Origin of the sequence: Campylobacter sp. IFREMER_LSEM_CL1085, assembly GCF_025772235.1 — a bacterium.
In the GTDB taxonomy this organism is placed as follows: Bacteria; Campylobacterota; Campylobacteria; order Campylobacterales; family Campylobacteraceae; genus Campylobacter_D; species Campylobacter_D lari_D.
Genome location: NZ_JAKMRU010000006.1, coordinates 46,180 through 65,671, shown reverse-complemented (window position 1 = coordinate 65,671; position 19,492 = coordinate 46,180). Strand labels below are relative to the sequence as shown.

Genomic DNA, 19,492 nt, shown 5'->3' with positions numbered 1-19,492 from the left:
AATTATGCGATCTTTATATTATACGATACTTAATATCTTTTTTAGCTTAAACTATGTCTAATTATTTATTATTTATTAATAAATTATCGCGTAAAAACAAAGCCTATATAAGAAAAATACACACCATAACAAAAAATTAAAATATAGGAAATTAAACTAGCTATTTTTTGAAATTTTTCATTTAATGTTTTAGAAAAATACGCAAGAAATATCAATGCTGGTAAAGTTGAAAAACCAAAAACAAGCATAATTAAAGCCGATAAATACACACTTTGCACACTCATTCCAAAGGCTATATAAAAATACACCAAACCACAAGGCACAAAGCCATTTAAAAATCCTAAAAAAAGAGTACTCTTGAAAGATTTTTGTTGAATCAATCTAGAGATGTTTTTTTTAATTACGCATTCAAAAAATAAAGAATTTTCAAAAAAACTTAGAAATTTTCCTTTAAAAATCAAAGCAAGTGCTAATGTTATCATAAAAATTCCAATTATAAAAAACATTATGCCTTTTGAAAATTCACTAAATGAAAGCAAGCTTCCAAAAACTCCAAAAAATATGCCCAAGCAAACATAAGCAAAAATTCGAGATAGATGATATGAGAAAATTAAAAGAAAAAAAGGGAGTTTAATTTGCTTTGAAAGCTGAGTATAAGCTAAAACAAAACCTCCACACATTCCATAACAATGCCCAAAACTAGAAAGAAAAGCTATACTTGCTAAAGCAATAAAATCTAAACTCACAAAAGCTCTAAAAATTCTTTAAAAATATACTTGCTCTCATGTGGTCCTGAAGAACTTTCTGGGTGATGTTGCACCGATATAATAGGATAATTTTTATATCTCACACCCTCTACATTATCACCAAACAAATTTCTATGAGTAATAGTTGCAACCTCTGCTATTTCTTCAGGAATATTATAATTATGATTTTGTGCTGTAATTTCTACTGTGTTATTAGTAAGGTTAATAACAGGATGATTTGCTCCATGTTGGCCGAATTTCATTTTATAAGTTTCATAACCAAAAGCATTACTTAAAAGTTGATGTCCCAAACAAATACCAAGCATAGGAATTTTAGCTTCTGCTAGTTTTTTAATCTCTGCGATTTCATCTTTTAAAATTTTTGGCTCACCTGGTCCATTGGATAAAAATACACCATGAATTTTACCTTTTTGATATAAATCAATCAAATCTTTTGCCTTGGTATTATAAGGAAAAACCTCCACCTCAAGTCCAACACTTACAAGCTCATTTAAAATATTTTCTTTTACACCATAATCAATCACAGCTACTTTTTTACCATTTGCTTTTACATTCTCATAAGCTTTGTTGCTATGATCCCAAGCACCTTTACTATGTTTATAAGAGCTTTTAGTGCTAACCTGTGCTACATAATTTACTTCATCAATTTTAGCACTAGAAAGAAGCATTTTTTTAAGCTCTTCTTTGTCCTTAATTTCAGTAGATATTACCGCTCTCAAATTTCCTTGATCTCTGATCATTTTAACTAAAAATCTAGTATCAATTTCACAAAGCCCTATTTTTTCATGCTTTTTCAAATAAGCACTTAAAGAATCATTGGCTCTAAAATTAGAATAATCTTCATTTAATTCTCTTATAATCATTCCGCTAGCAAATACATCTTTACTTTCATTATCTTCATCATTAATACCAACTATACCAATTTCTGGCATTGAAAATACTACAAACTGACCTGCATATGATGGATCAGAAATAATTTCTTGATACCCCGTTAAAGAAGTATTAAAAACAAGCTCTCCAAAAAAAGTTCCACTTTGTCCAAAAGCCTTTGCGCTTAAAAAAACATCATTCTCTATATAAATATATGCTTTCATAAAAGTCCTTTTTTTCTAAGCTCTTCTTGATATAGCTTTTCAAATACCAATTCATATTCTTCAGAACCTGGAATAAGTTTTCTTTTATAATTTGAAATTTTTTCATAGACTAAATCTTCTAAATTTTCATACTCTTTTAAATAAGACATAATACTTGAAAAAATGAGATTTTTCACGCGATTTTCTGACACATTGTAGTTTATCAAATCTTCTTCCACTAAATTTTCTAAAATTTTATGAGAAAGATTATTGTATCTATCTTCACTATCGAGCATAAATTTAAACTCATTTGCTAGTTTTTTCTTAATCATCCAAAACATACTTTTTCTATCTATTTGCATAAACTCAATTTCATCTTCTTGGCTTTCTAAAATTTCTTTTGCTTTTTCATCAAGTTTACGCTCATTTAAAACATCTATTTCTATAATTTCTTTTGCTGTTTTTAAAAGTTTTTGACTATCATCTTTAATTTTAACAAAAGAAGAATGCATTAAATCAAGTATTATTTTATTTGCTATATAAGGTATATGAGCTGGTTTGATACGCATTTATTCACCTTTTTATTTTTATTTTGAAATAATACTAAAAAAAAGGTAAAAACTGCTTAAAACTTACTGCGAACTTGCATTTTGATCTAAATTTTTCAAAAGTAGTGTTAAATCGGAAGCTTTTTTTGGATCCATCTTGGCCATAATGGATGAAATTTTTCTAGGATCTAGCGAAAGTAGAATTTTTGAAGCCTCATCCGGTTCCATTTCGCTTAATATACCTGCCACGGCCACATCTTTCATTTTAGCATAAATTTCTGTGATACGCCCCATGGTTTTATCATTAATAACTTGAAGATTTTGTTTAGTCGCTTCTAATATACGCTCATTTTGCTCTTTTAAACTTTTTATTTGCTCTAAACTTGCATTAACATCAGCTTCTTTTTGCTCCAAAGCTTGCATTTTTTCTTTTTGCAAAGCTTCAAAAGAAGCTCTATAAGCCTCTAAACTTTGTCTTGCTTCATCATATTCTCTAATTTGCTCTTGCATTTGCTCTTTTCTTGCTTCAAAATACTGCTCGCAATTTTGCTGTGCATTTACAAAATTTAAGAAAATCAATAAAAATATTATTTTTTTCATCATTTATCCTTATTAAAATGTCTTGTTATAGCAAGTTCATCTATAAATTTTTCTTCTTCTTTTTGTAAAGCTTTTTGGATTTTTTTTAATTCTTCATTTTCTAAAACCTTAATTTTTTCAAATTCCAAATGAGCCTTTTTGTATAAATGTTGATGATGTGCAAGTTCTTTTTTAGTTAGGTCTAATTTTTGTTTAATTCTTTGCTTACCCTCTCTTGCAATCTCTTGCATTTTTAAAGACGATCTTAACAAAGCCACCGAACCTTTATCAGCCAAAGTCAAGCTTTCGCATGTTTTTAAAGCTTCTTTAAATTCTTCTTCACACAACAAAAGCTTTTGTCTTGTTCTAGTCAAATTTGCCTCTGCTTTATCAAGCTGTTGTTTTCTAAGCTTAATCACAGAAGAATATTTGCTTTTCATAAAATGATAGTATCTTCTCTTTCAGGACTTGTGGAGATATAACCTACTCTAACGCCACTTAATTCTTCCAAACGCTTAATGTATTTTTTAGCATTTTCAGGTAGCAAATCATAATCTCTAATCCCTGCAACTTTATCCCAACCTTCCATTACTTCATAAATAGGCTTAGCGTTTTCTAAATCACAAGGTACATAGTCTATTTCTTGTCCTTTATATTCATATGCTTTACAGATTTTAACACTTTCAAAACCATCTAATACATCAAGTTTCATTAATGATAAAGTATCTAAGCCATTTAATCTTGCAGTATATCTTACCGCAACCGCATCAAACCAACCACATCTTCTTTTTCTACCTGTGCTTACTCCGATTTCTTTACCAATAAGTCCTATTTTTTCACCATCTTCACCTAAATCCTCACTTGGAAAAGCTCCATTTCCCACTCTTGTTGTGTAAGCTTTTACTATGCCTATAACTTTTCCAATTTCTTTTGGATTTAATCCCAAACCACTTAAAGCTCCAGCTGAAATAGTCGTTGAACTAGTTACATAAGGATAAGTTCCATGATCAATATCAAGCATAGAACCTTGTGCACCTTCTAACAATACTTTTTTATCCTCATCTAAAGCTTTCCAAAGCATTCTTGTAGTATCTGTAATATATGGCGCTAGCACTTCTTTAAAGCGTTTTAAATCTTTTAAAATTTCATCATAACTAGGCATTGCAATACCTAAAACATCAAAATAAGTTTTTTTAAGTTCAAAATCTTTCATTAAATTTTCACAAAGCTTTTCAGGCTCTAGCAATTCCCCTACTCTATGTCCATTACGACTTATTTTATCTTCATAGCTTGGCCCTATGCCTTTGCCTGTTGTTCCTATAGCTTTATCGCCTTTAAGTCTTTCTCTTGCTTGATCAATCAAAGCATGATGATTTAAATTTAAATGAGCTCTATCGCTTATAAATAATCTTCCTTCTAAATTTTCAAATTGAGCCATTTCACTAATTAATACATCAGGATTAACTACAACTCCATTACCTATAACATTAATACATTGCTTATTTAAAACACCTGATGGCATTAAATGTAAAGCATATCTTATACCATCAACCCATATAGTGTGACCTGCATTATGTCCACCTGCACTTCTGCAAACATAATCATAATTTTCACATAGTTTATCAACTATCTTACCCTTACCTTCATCACCCCATTGGATACCAACGACAATATCTGCTTTACTCATAAAAAAACTCCATTTTGACTTAAATTTGGCGAGAAGGTGAGAGAATCGAACTCCCCAAAAAGTAGTCAACTACCCTTTCATCTGATTTGAAGTCAGTGGCCATCACCAGATAAGCTAACCTTCCAAAAATGATATTATATCTTAATATTTTTAATTGAAACAAAAATTAAACATATGAAATTATAAGCGTGTAAAAATACTTTGAAATATTATATTTTTTAGTTATAATGTTTGTTTTTCAGTGTCAAGTTTTGACAATTACAATTTTTGGATATATCAATGCATTCTTTCAAACAATCTTTTTTTATAAATTTTTGGGATAACTCCAAAGGCATGATTATACTTGGAATTTTAAGTGCTATTTATTTTGGAATTTTTGGTAGTGTTTGGGCTGTTACAGGTGAAATGACACGCTGGGGTGGAGAAATTTTAGAATTTTTTGGTATGGATTTAAGCTCCTACACTTACTACCAAAAGCAAAATTTAAGTGGCAGTCCCTTAACAAGAATTGATGGTATCATGCTCATAGGTATGTTTATAGGGTGCTTAGTAGCTGCATTTTTAGCAAATAAATTTAAATGGCGTTTGCCTGCTAGCAAAATTCGAATTTTTCAAGCTATTATAGGAGGAATTTTATCAGGCTTTGGTGCAAGACTTGCTTTTGGTTGTAATTTAGCAAATTTCTTTACAGGTTTACCTTATTTTTCTTTACATACTTGGGTTTTTACTTTATTTATGATTTTAGGAATTTATCTAGGTGTTAAGGTTTGTAATCTTGCCTTATTTAAGCCAAAAGCAAAGTTACAACGCGTTTGCAAAGAAAATCAAAAATTAAAAACACAAAATAAAATTTCAAAAATATATTTTTACATAGGACTTGGTGTATTTATAATTTTTATAACTTATGTTGTATTTATACTACAAAAACAAAATATTGATATTAAAAACAAAGAAAGTTTTTTTCCTTTAGCGTTAATATTTGGTTTTGTTTTTGGTTTTATCATTTCTAGGGCTCAAATTTGCTTCACTTCTTGCTTTAGAGATTTATTTTTATTTGGTAGAGACAATGCTATAAAAGGCGCTTTAATAGGTATGATCATAGCTTGTTTAATAGCTTTTGCTTTTATATTACAAGGGCATACTAGTAAAGTAATAGAAATATCACCAAACCTTGCTATAGGTGCTTTTTTATTTGGATTTGGAATAGTTTTTGCCGGAGGATGCGAGTGTGGTTGGATGTATAGAGCTTGCGAGGGACAAAGTCATTTTATTATAGTGGGTATTGCCAATATCATCGGTACTATGATCTTAGCTTTAAATTATGATCATTTCCCAAAAATACTAACAAATGGTATAAAAATTCATCTTTTAAATGATTTTGGTTATTTTAATGGCTTATTAATCAATTTAGCTTTGTTTGCTATTTTATTTTTGTTTGTTTTAAAATTTAAAAAATTATTCTTCCAACACAACAAAGGAAAATTATGATTATTCATTATAGTTTAAATTTAGAAGGTGAGGCATGCCCATATCCTGCTATAGCTACCATTGATGCATTAAAAGAATTAAAATCAGGTGAGGTCTTAGAAATTTTATGTGATTGCCCACAAAGTATTAATTCTATACCTCAAGATACGAAAAATCGCGGATTTGAAATTTTAGAGATAGATCAAGATGGACCAACGCTTAGATTTTTAATTCAAAAACCTTAAAAATTAGATTTGAGTATTTACTCAAATCTTTATATTTATACGATATTTTTCTATTAAATTTTCATCCAATATCACTCCTATACCCACAGCATCATTGACTTCAACTATACCATCTTTGCAAGGGATTAAATTTTTCACCAAATGAGTAAAAAGCACACTTGTTGATTGAGAATACTCTATCAAATTACAATATTTAGTACTTGCTAGAAACTGCACCGTAGCAGCAAGTAAAATTCCTGTAGAAAAACCATGCGGGACTAAATCACAACCATATTTTAAAGATATTTTTTCAATTTCTAACATAGTGTCAAAACCACCGCATCTAGTAATATCAGGTTGCACAATAGAAACTTTTGACTTTTTAATAAAATTTTCAAACTCATTTAGCGTGTAAAAACTCTCTCCACCCGTAATCTTACAAGGTAAGTGTTCGCTAAGTCTTGCATAATCATAAAAATTATTTGCACTAACTGGTTCTTCTATCCACTCTAAGTTATATTCTTCAATTTCCAAAAATCTTTCTCTTGCATAAGAAAAATTTTTCCAAAGCCCTACTAAGTCAATACTAAGTTTAATATCATCACCCACTGCACCTCTAATATTCTTGATAATCTCTTTATCAGCTAATGCATTATTACCAAAGCCTGCACCACCAAATTTTAATAGTTTAAAACCTTCTTCTTTTAAGTATTTTACTCTAGAAATATTTTCTTCCATATTTTCACTCGGAATAAAAGTAGCGTATGCATTTAAAAAGTCTTTTCTTTTTCCACCAAGTATGGTAGCTACACTTACACCATAAATTTTTCCAAGTAAATCATATAAAGCAATATTTATTGCACTTAAAGCACAAATTAATGCTCCGCTAAGTCCATAATACGCACTTCCCTCAATCAAATCATCCATAATCTTCTTAATATTTCTTGGATCTTGTCCTATTAAAATTTCACTTAAATTTCTACAAGATCCATGAGTACTAGGCTGCTCAAACATTATCTTTAAAACTGCTGCAGCACTATCACTTTCCCCTATTCCATAAAGATTATTATCTGTATAAATTCTTAATATAAAGGCATCTTCACCCCACTCACAAGACTCATCAAAAGTTTTTGTCCTTAACCATATAGGTTCAACCTTAGTAATTTTCATTATCCATCCTTTTTATCCATTTAATAAGCCCATAAAAGCTAATAGCAAGTATTACCAAAAAAGGAGCAGCACTCAAAACAACTGCAACTTTTAAGGTATTTAAATCTGCATTTATATAAAGCATTGCTAAAGGAATTAATCCAAGCATAATACACCAAAAAACTTTTAAATATTTACTAGGATTTTCACTATCTATTTTTGTGCTTACACAAGAAATAGTAAATGCAGTAGCATCCATATGAGAAGCCAAAAATACCATCATAAGCAGGAAATAAAAAAGAGCAAAAATAGTACCAAATGGTAGTGTTTTTATCAATGCTACCACTCCAGCTTCTCCAGCATTTGAACTAATAAAATTTGGAACATCTAAGATTCCACTTTGAAAAATATCTATTGCATATGAACTCAAAACTCCAAAGAAAAACCAAGTCCCAATACATCCACCCACAATAAGACCAAAAATTACTTGACGAATGGTCCTTCCTTTAGAAATTTTTGTCACAAAAATACTAACAGCAGGAGTGTAAGTAATCCAATAAAGCCAATAAAAAACTGTCCAATCAGAATTAAAGCTACTTACACCAGTAATATCATTATATAAGCTCATTGAAACATAATTACTAAAAAATACCCCTATACTATTTATTATATTATTTAATATAAATACACTATCTCCTAAAATAAATACCAATATTGCAAACACAAAACACAAGATACAAGATATTTTAGCAAGTTTTGCCATACCACTTGATAATCCAACAAAACTAGAAAAGGTAAAAACAGCTGTAACAATAGCTAAAAGAATAAATTTTAAATAAAAACCATCATTAATATCAAAAATTCCAGAAAGTCCAGCACTAATTGTAATTATAGAAAGGGTTGTAGTAAGCACAAGTCCACCAAAAGTACTAAATAAAAACACAACATCGATGATTTTATCAAGCACTATATTTTGATTAATATGCAAGATATTTGCTATTAAACTTGAAATTTTTAAATTTTTATTTTTAAAAATATAAAAATGAAAACACATTGCAATAGAACTTAAAGCATATACAGCCCAAGGCGTAATACCCCAATGCAAATACACAAAAGAAGTTGCACTTCTTAAAGCTTCTGTAGATTTTGGAGTAATATTTAATCCAGGTGCTAAATAATAATATGCCCATTCCATAAATGCCCAATACATAGTAGCAGATCCAAGTCCTGCACAAATAAACATAAAAATCCAAGCAGTATTTGAATAAGGATTTATCCCATCGCCTAATTTAATATTACCTATTTTAGAAAAAGCCAAGTAGAAAATAAAAACTACACAAATAAACTCAAAAAGTTGAACAAATGAGCCAAACATATGTGTAAGCTTACTAAAAAGAAAATTTGCTACTTCTAAAGCTTTACTAGGATTTATAAGTAAAATTACAATCACCATAAAAACCGCCAAGATAGATGTCACTATCAAAAATAAATCATAAGTTTTTTGATTATTTTTTTGCATAAATCTCCTTTTTGTTTCAAGTAGTAAATATATAGTATTTTCTTATTTTAAAATAAAACTTAAAGAAACTTTTATCATAAATGCATTAAAAGCCATACCTTAGTATTTTCAAATATTTTTTACTATAATAAAAAATTATTTAATCAATAAATTATTGCTACTAAAATACACAAATAAATAATGTTATTTCTCAAAATATAAAAATATTTAAAAAAATATCTTACATTGAAATTAAACACAAAAAAGGAGGAATACATGTGGCAAGGGAGAAATGATGGTGATGAAATTATCCATAAACGATTATTTAAATGTTTAAATCACTCTTCAAATAATAAATTATTAGGCTTTTGTTCATCATTGGGTGTGCAGAGAAATAATGGTAGAATTGGAAGTGAATTAGCACCAAAAATTATAAGAAAGAATATGGCAAATTTTGCTATACATGATGATTTTGATTTTGATGATTTAGGAGATATTGAAAATTTTGATACCCTAGAATTAGGCGATGAACTACTTTATCACAAGTGCTTAGAAATTTTACATAATAATCATTATGGTGTAATTTTAGGAGGTGGACACGAAACATCTTTAGCTTGTATCAAAGCGCTTTTAGATTACAAAAAAAGTGTAGGAGTTATAAATTTTGATGCACATTTTGATGTAAGAATTCAGGAGTTACATACTTCTGGAAATTCTTTTTACAAAGCTTATGAATATGCAAAAGAAAATAATTATAATTTTTCTTATCTTTGCTTGGGTGCAAGTAAATTATCTAACACAAAAGCACTTTTTCAAACTATGGATAATATGAAAGCAAGTTATGTTTTAGATACTGAATTTGAAAAATGTATAGAAGTCATTAAAAATTTCTTAAAACAAAATGAAGTTGTTTATTTAAGTATTGATATGGATGTATTTTCACAAAGCGTAGCTCCTGCTGTAAGCGCCCCTGCTGTTTTCGGTATCAATTTAAAAGAAATTTTAACTCCGATAAAAATTATTTTTGAAAGCAAAAAAGTTGCTTTAGCAGATATTTGTGAATTTAATCCTAAATTTGATATAGACAATCACACTGCAAAAATCGCTGCTTATCTAGCATATTTTTTATTAAGTAAAGGAATGATATGAAATTTGATAGTTTAAGTGTATTAGCTATTAGTATCGGGGTTTTATTGTTTGGTATGTTTTTGAAAAAACGCTTTTTAATCTTAGAAAAATTTTGCATTCCCGCGCCAGTTATAGGTGGATTTTTAATCAGTATAATCATTTGGATTTTAAGTTTTATTGAGATTAAAGTTGATTTTGATACAAGTTTACAAACTCCTTTAATGGTGGCTTTTTTTACCGTAATAGGATTAAGTGGAAGTTTTAAACTCTTAAAAGTAGGAGGAAAAGTACTTTTAATCTATCTAGGTTGTTGCTGGTTTATGGCTTTAATGCAAAATTTTATCGGCATTTCCATGATGAGTTTATTCGATTTAAATAAACTATATGGAATTTTATGTGGTGCTGTTTCTTTGGAAGGAGGACATGGAAATGCTATAGCTTTTGGAGGTATGGTTGAAGAATTAAGTGGCTTAAATAACGCTAAAGTTTTAGCAGTGGCAGCGGCAACCTTTGGACTGATTTCAGGGTCTTTGCTCGGAGGTCCTGTAGCAAAATATCTTATAAATAAACACAAATTAAAAATCACAACTAATCAAGATATTAAAGATATAGATCCTCTAAAGCATGAAATTCACAATGCAAATTATAAAGATTTTTTAAAATCTTTATTTTTAATATTATGTATTATGTGTATTGGATTTTTTTTAAGTTCCAAATTTACACAATATAGCGGCTATTCTTTGCCTAGTTATGTTGGTGCTATGCTTGTTGCTATTGTTGTAAGAAATATTAATGATTCTTTTAATATTTTCAAGCTAAATCAATATACAATAGATACTATAAGTGAATTAAGCCTTGGTATTTTTTTAACTATGGCTATGATAAATTTAAAAATAAACGAACTAAGTGCTGTTGCTACACCTCTTTTTATTACTTTGATTGTGCAAGTTTTAGCTTTACTATTCTTTACAATTTTTATAGTTTTTAGATTATGCGGAAAAAATTATGATAGTGCGATTATGTGTGGCGGACTTATGGGACATGGTCTAGGTGCAACACCAAATGCAGTAGCAAATATGAATGCAGTTTGTTCTAGATATAATTTAACTTCAAGACAAGCTTTTTTAATAGTACCTTTATGCGGTGCTGTTTTAATTGATATTGTTGCAATACCTTTAAATACTTATTTGATTAATATTTTTTCATAGTTACTCTCGCATATTGCGAGAGTATTAGAGATGTTTTAGCATTGTTTCATAAGCTGCTTTAGTTCCTGGGCGAACTTTAGTTACCATGCTCACTAAAATAATCACAACAGAAGCAGCTAAAAATCCTGGAATGATTTCATAAATAGGAAAATCAAGCCACTTTGCTAAGAAATTTTTATATACTACAACTACAACTGCACCAGTAATCATACCTGCAATAGCAGCATATCTAGTCATTTTTGACCAAAATAACGAAAAGAGCATTACAGAACCAAAACTTGCTCCAAACCCTGCCCAAGCATAAGCTACTATACTTAATACGCTTGAGTTTTTATCAGTAGAAATAATAAAAGCTATCACAGCTACTGCTAAAACACCAAATCTACCCAAAGTCATCACTGTTTTATTGGACGCTTCTTTGTTAAAAATTCTTTTATAAAAATCCTCTGCTATAGTTGAACTTGAAACAAGCAATTGCGAACTTGCTGTGCTCATAATGGCTGCCAAAATAGCACTTAATAAAACACCTGCTATCCAAGGATTGAAAAGCAATTGCGACATTACGATAAAAATCTTTTCAGGATCTTGCAAACTAAGCTCAAATTTACTCACATAAGCTATACCTAAAATACCTATCAAACAAGCTCCAATTAAAGATATAACCATCCAAGAAATTCCTACAAAAGTAGCAGTTGGAATATCTTTAGTTGATCTTATAGACATAAAACGCACCAAAATATGTGGCTGACCAAAATACCCAAGCCCCCAAGAAAGCGCTGAAACTATACCCAAAAAGCTTAATCCTTCCCCCATAGAAAAAGTATTTGGCTTAATTTCTTTGACTATATTAACAGCTTCACTAAAGCCACCCAAATGATAAATCATCACTATAGGTACGATAATCAAGGCACTCATCATTAATAAACCCTGAATCAAATCCGTCCAACAAACTGCCTTATATCCACCCAAAAATGTATAAGCAACTATAATCACAGTTCCTGTAGTAAGTGCATAATCATATTGGATTCCAAAAGTTGCTTCAAAAAGCTTTGCTCCACCTACAAGTCCTGAAGAAACATAAAAAGTAAAGAATATCAAAATAACAATAGCACAAACCACTCTTAATATATGCTTATCATCATCAAACCTTGTCTCAAAATAATCAGGTATGGTAATAGAATTTGCAATCACACTAGTATAAATTCTAAGTCTTTTTGCTACAAAAGCCCAGTTTAAAAATGCTCCTATACTAAGCCCTATTGCAATATAACTTTCAGCTAAACCACTTACATATAAAGCTCCTGGTAAACCCATTAAAAGCCAACCACTCATATCAGAAGCTCCAGCACTAAGTGCTGAAACTACCGGCCCCATAGAACGACCACCTAAAAAATAATCCTCTGAGTTTTTATTTTGTTTATAAAAATAAAATCCAATAAAAAGCATTAATGCTGAATATGCGACAAACATTATCGCAATTTGAGTATTAATGTGCACAACCTCCATTTTTTCTCCTTTTTATTTTAAAGCACGAATGCCTAAATTTCCATAACGGTGGAAAGATATACTTAAAGCTTTTTCATTATGATATAAAAGCAACTCAAAACGTCCGTTCATTAAAGGCTTAGTATTGGCAATGATTTTTGCGCAACTTGCTGCTTTTATGAAAATTTCATCATTAACATCTAATGGAGCAAAATAACGAATTCTTTCATAATCAACTATTTTGCTAATGAAATTTTCTTTACTTTCTTTAAGGAATAAAGTTTTTGAACTAATTTTTTGATTAATCTTTTGCACAAGATCTATTTTTTCATGCTCATCATAACTTAAAATAAGATCAATATTTAACACACTAGCTGCTAAAATAACTCCTAAAATATCTTTTAAACTATCATCTTGATGTACTCTATAAGCAATATTTTTAACCTTTGTATAAGAGAAAATATTATCCTCACCTCTTATATTGACATAATCTTTTGCACTAGCAAATTCATATTTTGCATGGTAAGCATAGCTTCTTGCTATAGCTTTAACGACTTCAAAATCGGCTTTATCTTTTTCATTTAAATCCAAGCTTAAAGCATTTAAATTTGATACTAATTCATTATCTAAAACATTTTGATCAGCTTGACTTTGCTCTATATCTAAAAATTGAGTGATGTAATTATAAATTCCAACTTTTCTACCAAAACCAATGGCTGATTTTTTAATACCACCAAAAGGTTGTCTAAGAACTATAGCTCCTGTTGTTGGTTTATTGATGTAAATATTTCCTGCCTCTATGTGAGTGTGGAAGTATTCCCATTCTCTCTCATCTAAACTTTCAAATCCTGCTGTAAGTCCATAACCTGTAGAATTTACTATATCAATAGCTTCTTTTAAATCTTTTGCTTTCATTACAGTTAAAATTGGCGCAAAAAGCTCATTCATGTGTGTAAAATCACCTTTTTTTGTACCATATTTAATCCCTGGAGTTAAAAGATAAGGATTATCATCTACAAATTTAGGCTTTAAAGCCCAACTTTCATATGGAGCTAACTCATCTAATGCTTTTTGCAGTTTTACATCTGGTTTATCTGCTAAAGCTCCAAGTTTATTTTTAAATACAAATGGATTTCCAACCGCCATAGAACTAGCAGCATCTACTAAGGTCTTTTTAAATTCCTCATCTTCATAAACTTCTTCTTCCAAAACAAGTAAAGAAGTAGCAGAGCATTTTTGACCTGAATTTGAAAATGCTGAATGAATGATATTTTTAATCGCACTATCACGATCAGCAAATTTAGAAACAATAGTTGCATTTTTACCGCCTGTTTCAGCACTTAAAAGTAAGGTTGGATTAGCTTTGAGCATTGCATAAGCAGTTTCTTCTCCACCGGTTAATACTGAAAATTTCACACTTTGATCAACAAGCAAGTATTTTGATATATCACTACCTTTAGCAGGTAAGAAAATCAAAGCATCTTTTGGAATTCCCGCATCCCAAAAGCATTTACAAAGCATATAACCTGTTAGCATGGATAAAGATGATGGTTTATATATCACTTTATTACCTGCAGCCAAAGGTGCTGCTATGGTTCCTGCTGAAATACCTACTGGAAAATTCCATGGTGCAATTACCACACCTATGCCTTTTGCTTTAAAAGTAGTATTTGGATTTTGCTCTTTTAGTTTTTCCAAAGAATGTGGGTAAAATTCTAAAAAGTCTATAGCCTCACTCACTTCAGGATCAATCTCTAAGAAAGTTTTTCCTACCTCTAAAGCTGCTATACCTATTAAATCTCCTCTACGATCTCTAACAAGTTGAGCAGTTTTTGCTAAAATCTTATAAATTTCATCATGACTTAAATCACTAAAATTTGAGCTCTTAGCTACATCTAAAGCATATTTAATCTCTTTTTGGCCTGCTAAATGTGCTTTACCTATAGTGCGATTTTTGATTTTATCTTTAACTTCTATTACTTGTAAATTTTCATTTTTAATTTCTTCTTTTGCAACCGGATACACATCATAATTTTCTAAATTTTCATATTTAGTTCTTATATTTTTAGCCCATTCTCTATTTGCTTTTAAGATAAAATCTGTATCAGGTTCGTTTTTAAATTCTTTACTCTCATAAGAACTAATAGCCTTTGTTTCATTATTTCTATCTTGAGTTCTATGAGTAGAATTATCCAAACTAGCAACGCCTTCTAATGATTTTATAAATAATTCTTTTTGCATTTGCCAATTTTTATCATTGATTTTAAGGTTGAAAAAATATCTCATGAAATTATCTTCACTAGTATTTTCATCAAGTCTTCTTACTAAGTAAGCAATGGCATTATTAAAATGCGCTTCATCACACACCGGTGCATAAAGTATAAGATCATGCATTTTAGAAAGCTCATAAGAGCATTGCAAACTCATACCCTCGAGCATTTCAAAAGTAAAAGATGATAAAGCTCCTGCTTGTGAAATTCTAGTATAAGCATAAGCAATTTCAAATAAATTATGACTCGCAATACCTACATTAATATATTTATAATTATCGCCTTCTAAGACAAAATCGAGCATTTTCTTATAATTACTATCTGTGTCAATTTTTTTATAAAAAGTAGGTAGAGCCCAACCTCTTTGCGAAGCTATAGTTTCTTCACTTTCCATATTCGCTCCTTTAACAAAGCGAATTTTTATAGGCTTCATACCTTTTAAAACTCTTTCTTTTGAAAAAGCAAAAAGTTTTTTCAAATATTCATAAGAATCAGGAAGATAAGCTTGTAAAACGATACCTGCTTTAATATTATACTTTGCAATACTTTCCATAAAAGCTTCAACGGTTAATTCTAAATCTCTAAATTCCTCCATATCAAGATTGATAAATTTAGACACACCTTGCTTTTTTTCTTCTTCTAAAGCAAGAGCATATAATTTATCCAATCTTTTTACCACTTCATCTTTAGAGTATTCAAAATCAATGATATTAATTTGAGAAAAAATGGTAGTGATTTTAATTGAAATATAAGTAATATAGCTTGTTTTTAATGCTTCTTCATATTTTTTTACTCTATAAGCACTCTCAGCCTCACCCAAAACCTCTTCACCAATTAAATTTACATTTAAGGTAATTTTATCTTCATCTTTTCTTTTACGCATATGAGGCTCTAAAACACTAGGGTTTGCATCTAAAACCATAGCTTTAGTATCTTCTCTTAAATGCTTAATGAAAAATGGTACACTAAGAGTTGGTGCAAATTTTCCAAAATTTAAAAATGAAAAAAGCAAAAATTTTTCAAAAGCACTAAAAAAATCTGCTATACCATATTTGTTTAAAGTATGCTCTATAAGCTCAAAACTCGCACTTTTATCTTTACATCTAAAAGAGCGATCTAAAAGTTCAATCAACATCACTTTATTTTTAGGATTGTTTAAAAGTTTTTGCATTTTGGCGTGAAATTCTTTTTCACTTTGAGAGATATTACTTTCTATTTTTCTTTGTAATTCTTCAGCTAATTGCAAAGCTTTTTGTATCATTTCTTCCTCCATTTAGTAATTAATATCTTTTATGATACAAAAATAGCCACAAAAATCAACATATATTTATTTATAATTTATTTTTTTATGTAAAAAAGTAACAAATATAAACATATATTTTTAATTGTAAATAAAATATTAGCGTAATAATAAATAATTATGAGTATTTCTTACACATCTAGCAATAATCTTTGCCTCTATATTGTAATCTTTCAAAATTTTCAAAGCCTCATTTGCATCTTTTTCACTCATTGCAGCTAAAAGTCCACCTGAAGTTTGAGGATCAAAATACACTATATCCTCATCTTTTTCATTTAAATTATCAACCCAAATTTTTAGGCTATCTTTATTTTTATAAGCTCCTGCTGGGATTATCCCCATATTAGCCATTGGCAAAACTCCATCCATTAAAGGAATTTCATTTTTATACACTTCTATCATAATTTCTTCATTTAACATTTCTTTTAAATGCCCCAAAAGGCCAAAACCAGTAACATCACTTAAAGCACTAAGACTTTTAAACCCCTTTAAAATACGACTTGCGTAAAGATTTAAAAAACTCATTTGCTCTATTGCTTTTAAAATCTTTGCTTTTTCTAGCAAACCAGCCTTGATAGCAGTGCTAATAATGCCACTACCTATAGGCTTAGTAAGTAAAATAACATCACCATCTTTTGCACTATTATTAGCTATAAATTTCTTAGGATGAACTACACCTGTCACACTAAGACCAAAAATAAATTCATCATTTTCTATAGTATGGCCACCTACTAGCACAGCACCAGCTTCTTCAACCTTAGCTCTAGCACCTTCTAAAACTTCAAGTAAAATTTCATTGTTAAAATGACAAGTATCAAAGCCTACAATATTTAAGGCATTAATCACCTCAGCACCCATAGCAAATACATCACTTAAAGCATTGGCAGCAGCTATAGCACCAAAATGATACGCACTATCAACCACAGGTGTGATAAAATCAAGTGTTTGCACTAAAGCTAATTCCTCATTTAGCTTATAAACACTTGCATCTTCGTTATTATCAATACCACTTAAAATGTTTTCATGCGGTTTTAAAATGCCAAGAATTTTGTCAAGACCCACCGAGTCTAGTTTGGCAGCTCAACCCGCAGCTTTTACATATTGAGTTAGTTTTTGGTCTTTATATATCATAAAGAAATAATCTTTGCCTTTCCAAAAAGTTCATTTAAAATTTCATAAGCATTACCTATTTTGCCTATTTTAAGCTCTTTAGTTTTACCAAAAAATTCCAAACATGCCCCACAACTATAAATTTCAACCCCTAAATTTTCAAGCTCTTTCATAGCTTCAAAAGCCATATGAGAACAATCAGTATTCATTAAAACACTATCATTAACGCAAAGGATTTTTACAGGTTTATTAGGTAAATCTTTTAAGGTTTTTAAAAAACCTAGCATTAGATTTTTCCCAAGCTCCCCTTCACCTACCTTATCGCTTTTTAAAAACAACACATTATATTCTTGTAAATTTTGTTCTTGAATTTGAACTATATCACCATCTTTTATAATGCTAATAATACTTTCATCATTTACATCTTTCACACTAAAGTTCAAATTTAAAGATTTTAAAAACCTCATTACATTTTCTTTAGAAGCTTGAGAATTTAAAAGAATTTCTAAATTTTCATTTTCTTTTAACTCTTCTAAAGCCTTTTTTGTCTCTATCACAGGACGCGGACAAGCTAAATCTCTACAATCAATTTTCATTTTTTACCTTTTTTACTTAATGATATATTTTTATAACTTGTATTCAAATTAAGTTTTATCTTTTTCTTGATTTTTCTTGAAAAATAATTCTTTAAAGCGCTTATTAGTGTATTCTTCTACATCTTGTTGTAAAATTTTAAAATTTTGAATTAGCTCATAAGCTCTAGGAGTAAGCTTACTACCAGCTTCACTTCCCCTTCCTTTTTTAGCAATGAGCAATTCTTCTTTCATATTTTTTTCTAAATCCTGTATATAAAGCCAAGCTTTTTTATAATTAATCCCTAATTGTTTAGCCGCTTGGGAAATACTTCCGCATTCTCCAACTAATTCTAAAATATCTGTTTTCCCTTTACCAAAAAGTAATTCTCCATCAGGATTTTCTACCCAAATTTTGCTTTTTATATGAAATTTTTTACCTTTTTTTTCTTCAAAACAACCAAGTTCGCAGTATTTAACATCAATTTTATAAGTTTTAAGCGTAGCTCTCATATCAGCCATATTAAAGTTTTTAGCACATTCTAAAGCATCTTTACATGATATGCGACGCTTAGAATCTAGTTTTGTTTCTAATTTTTCTAAAATTTCACTTTTTGCTATATTTTTATTTAACTTTCCAAATTGACCTAACTCGCAATCTGAAATTTTTACATCCATTTTTTTTATACTAGCTTGAAAATCTTCTTTGGAGTATTGTTTTAAAAGCTCTAGTGCTTTTTTACAAGTAAGTTTATTATTTTCATCAAGATTTTTTTGAATTTTTAAATTTAATTCTTCCATGAATTAACCTTGGATTATAAGTAGTAAAAAAGGGTGCCTGTAAACACCCTTTGGGTTATTTTGCATCAAGTCCTAAATTTTGGCCCTTAAGCAAAACTCTTTTTCTATACATTGCACTAACTTCAGCTGCATCACCAACCAAAAGTGCATTTGTAGAACAAACCGCAGCACACATAGGCACTTTACCTTCTGCGATACGATTTTGTCCATAAAGTTCTCTTTCTTCATGAGAGTTAGTAGGTTCAGGACCACCTGCACACATAGTACATTTATCCATTTGACCTTTAATACCAAAAGCACCATCTCTTGGAAATTGTGGAGCACCAAAAGGACACGCATAAAGACAATACCCACAACCTATACAAGTTTTTTTATCATGTAAAACAATACCATCAGCTCTAATATAAAAGCATTTTACAGGACAAACTTGCTCACATGGAGCATCTGTGCAGTGTTGGCAGGCAAGAGTTGTTGAAAACTCTTTTCCTTCTATGCCTTCATTTAGAGTGATTACCTTTCTTCTATTAATCCCCACTGGCACTTCGTGCGCACTTGAACAAGCCACTTGACAAGCAAAGCAAGAAATACAGCGATTATTATCTACATAAAATTTCATTCTAGCCATA

18 protein-coding genes and 1 tRNA gene are annotated in these 19,492 nt (G+C 29.8%); 4 read left to right on the top strand and 15 right to left on the bottom strand.

Annotation, left to right across the window (positions count from 1 at the left end):
* Positions 1-83: 83 nt before the first annotated feature.
* The 7 genes from L8W56_RS03845 to L8W56_RS03815 form a co-directional block, all read right to left on the bottom strand.
* On the bottom strand, positions 84-746 hold the full coding sequence (locus L8W56_RS03845) for a sulfite exporter TauE/SafE family protein (protein WP_133319397.1): 663 nt from the start codon (positions 744-746) through the stop codon (positions 84-86).
* Positions 743-1,861, bottom strand: coding sequence for a glutamine-hydrolyzing carbamoyl-phosphate synthase small subunit (gene carA, locus L8W56_RS03840; RefSeq protein ID WP_133319398.1), 1,119 nt, complete (start codon positions 1,859-1,861; stop codon positions 743-745). Before carA ends, L8W56_RS03845 begins: the two co-directional genes overlap by 4 nt.
* On the bottom strand, positions 1,858-2,409 hold the full coding sequence (locus tag L8W56_RS03835) for a DUF507 family protein (protein WP_133319399.1): 552 nt from the start codon (positions 2,407-2,409) through the stop codon (positions 1,858-1,860). Before L8W56_RS03835 ends, carA begins: the two co-directional genes overlap by 4 nt.
* Positions 2,410-2,472: 63 nt before the next feature.
* The gene (locus L8W56_RS03830; protein WP_165955271.1) at positions 2,473-2,991 is read right to left on the bottom strand and encodes a MotE family protein; all 519 of its coding nucleotides are present in this window, start codon (positions 2,989-2,991) and stop codon (positions 2,473-2,475) included.
* Positions 2,988-3,407 (bottom strand): flagellar FliJ family protein, encoded by a 420-nt coding sequence (locus tag L8W56_RS03825; protein ID WP_133319401.1) that lies wholly within the window; start codon positions 3,405-3,407, stop codon positions 2,988-2,990. Before L8W56_RS03825 ends, L8W56_RS03830 begins: the two co-directional genes overlap by 4 nt.
* Entirely contained in the window at positions 3,404-4,654 is a 1,251-nt protein-coding gene (locus L8W56_RS03820; protein WP_133319402.1) for an adenylosuccinate synthase, read from the bottom strand. Before L8W56_RS03820 ends, L8W56_RS03825 begins: the two co-directional genes overlap by 4 nt.
* 26 nt (positions 4,655-4,680) lie before the next feature.
* Positions 4,681-4,778, bottom strand: a tRNA-Sec gene (locus L8W56_RS03815).
* A gap of 155 nt (positions 4,779-4,933) precedes the next feature.
* Between L8W56_RS03815 and yedE the strand changes: the two genes are divergently transcribed.
* Complete coding sequence (gene yedE / locus L8W56_RS03810) at positions 4,934-6,142, top strand: selenium metabolism membrane protein YedE/FdhT (protein ID WP_263659489.1); 1,209 nt, start codon at positions 4,934-4,936, stop codon at positions 6,140-6,142.
* Positions 6,139-6,366, top strand: a complete 228-nt coding sequence (gene yedF / locus L8W56_RS03805; RefSeq protein ID WP_263659488.1) for a sulfurtransferase-like selenium metabolism protein YedF — start codon at positions 6,139-6,141, stop codon at positions 6,364-6,366. Before yedE ends, yedF (L8W56_RS03805) begins: the two co-directional genes overlap by 4 nt.
* Positions 6,367-6,387: 21 nt before the next feature.
* On the opposite strand, the gene L8W56_RS03800 is transcribed toward yedF (L8W56_RS03805), so the two are convergent.
* Positions 6,388-7,515, bottom strand: a complete 1,128-nt coding sequence (locus tag L8W56_RS03800) for a mandelate racemase/muconate lactonizing enzyme family protein (RefSeq protein WP_133319405.1) — start codon at positions 7,513-7,515, stop codon at positions 6,388-6,390.
* Complete coding sequence (locus L8W56_RS03795) at positions 7,502-9,013, bottom strand: BCCT family transporter (RefSeq protein WP_263659487.1); 1,512 nt, start codon at positions 9,011-9,013, stop codon at positions 7,502-7,504. Before L8W56_RS03795 ends, L8W56_RS03800 begins: the two co-directional genes overlap by 14 nt.
* Positions 9,014-9,268: 255 nt before the next feature.
* Here L8W56_RS03795 and L8W56_RS03790 point away from each other — a divergent pair, with 255 nt between their 5' ends.
* Complete coding sequence (locus tag L8W56_RS03790; protein WP_133319407.1) at positions 9,269-10,141, top strand: formimidoylglutamase; 873 nt, start codon at positions 9,269-9,271, stop codon at positions 10,139-10,141.
* Positions 10,138-11,328 carry a sodium/glutamate symporter gene (gene gltS, locus L8W56_RS03785; protein ID WP_263659486.1) on the top strand — a complete coding sequence of 397 codons (1,191 nt, stop codon included), beginning with the start codon at positions 10,138-10,140 and terminating at the stop codon, positions 11,326-11,328. Before L8W56_RS03790 ends, gltS begins: the two co-directional genes overlap by 4 nt.
* A gap of 24 nt (positions 11,329-11,352) precedes the next feature.
* On the opposite strand, the gene putP is transcribed toward gltS, so the two are convergent.
* The 6 genes from putP to fdh3B all read right to left on the bottom strand — a co-directional run bounded on the left by putP (position 11,353) and on the right by fdh3B (position 19,491).
* Entirely contained in the window at positions 11,353-12,834 is a 1,482-nt protein-coding gene (gene putP / locus L8W56_RS03780; RefSeq protein ID WP_263659485.1) for a sodium/proline symporter PutP, read from the bottom strand.
* 12 nt (positions 12,835-12,846) lie between these two features.
* Positions 12,847-16,344: a bifunctional proline dehydrogenase/L-glutamate gamma-semialdehyde dehydrogenase gene (locus tag L8W56_RS03775; protein ID WP_263659484.1), complete on the bottom strand. Its 3,498-nt coding sequence runs from the start codon at positions 16,342-16,344 to the stop codon at positions 12,847-12,849.
* 138 nt (positions 16,345-16,482) lie between these two features.
* Positions 16,483-17,514 carry a selenide, water dikinase SelD gene (gene selD / locus L8W56_RS03770; protein WP_263659483.1) on the bottom strand — a complete coding sequence of 344 codons (1,032 nt, stop codon included), beginning with the start codon at positions 17,512-17,514 and terminating at the stop codon, positions 16,483-16,485.
* Entirely contained in the window at positions 17,511-18,089 is a 579-nt protein-coding gene (gene yedF / locus L8W56_RS03765) for a sulfurtransferase-like selenium metabolism protein YedF (protein ID WP_133319412.1), read from the bottom strand. The genes selD and yedF (L8W56_RS03765) overlap by 4 nt, the downstream gene beginning before the upstream one ends.
* A 48-nt stretch (positions 18,090-18,137) precedes the next feature.
* Complete coding sequence (locus L8W56_RS03760; RefSeq protein WP_220566426.1) at positions 18,138-18,866, bottom strand: winged helix-turn-helix domain-containing protein; 729 nt, start codon at positions 18,864-18,866, stop codon at positions 18,138-18,140.
* A gap of 55 nt (positions 18,867-18,921) precedes the next feature.
* Positions 18,922-19,491, bottom strand: coding sequence for a formate dehydrogenase FDH3 subunit beta (gene fdh3B / locus L8W56_RS03755; RefSeq protein WP_133319414.1), 570 nt, complete (start codon positions 19,489-19,491; stop codon positions 18,922-18,924).
* Position 19,492 lies beyond the last annotated feature (1 nt).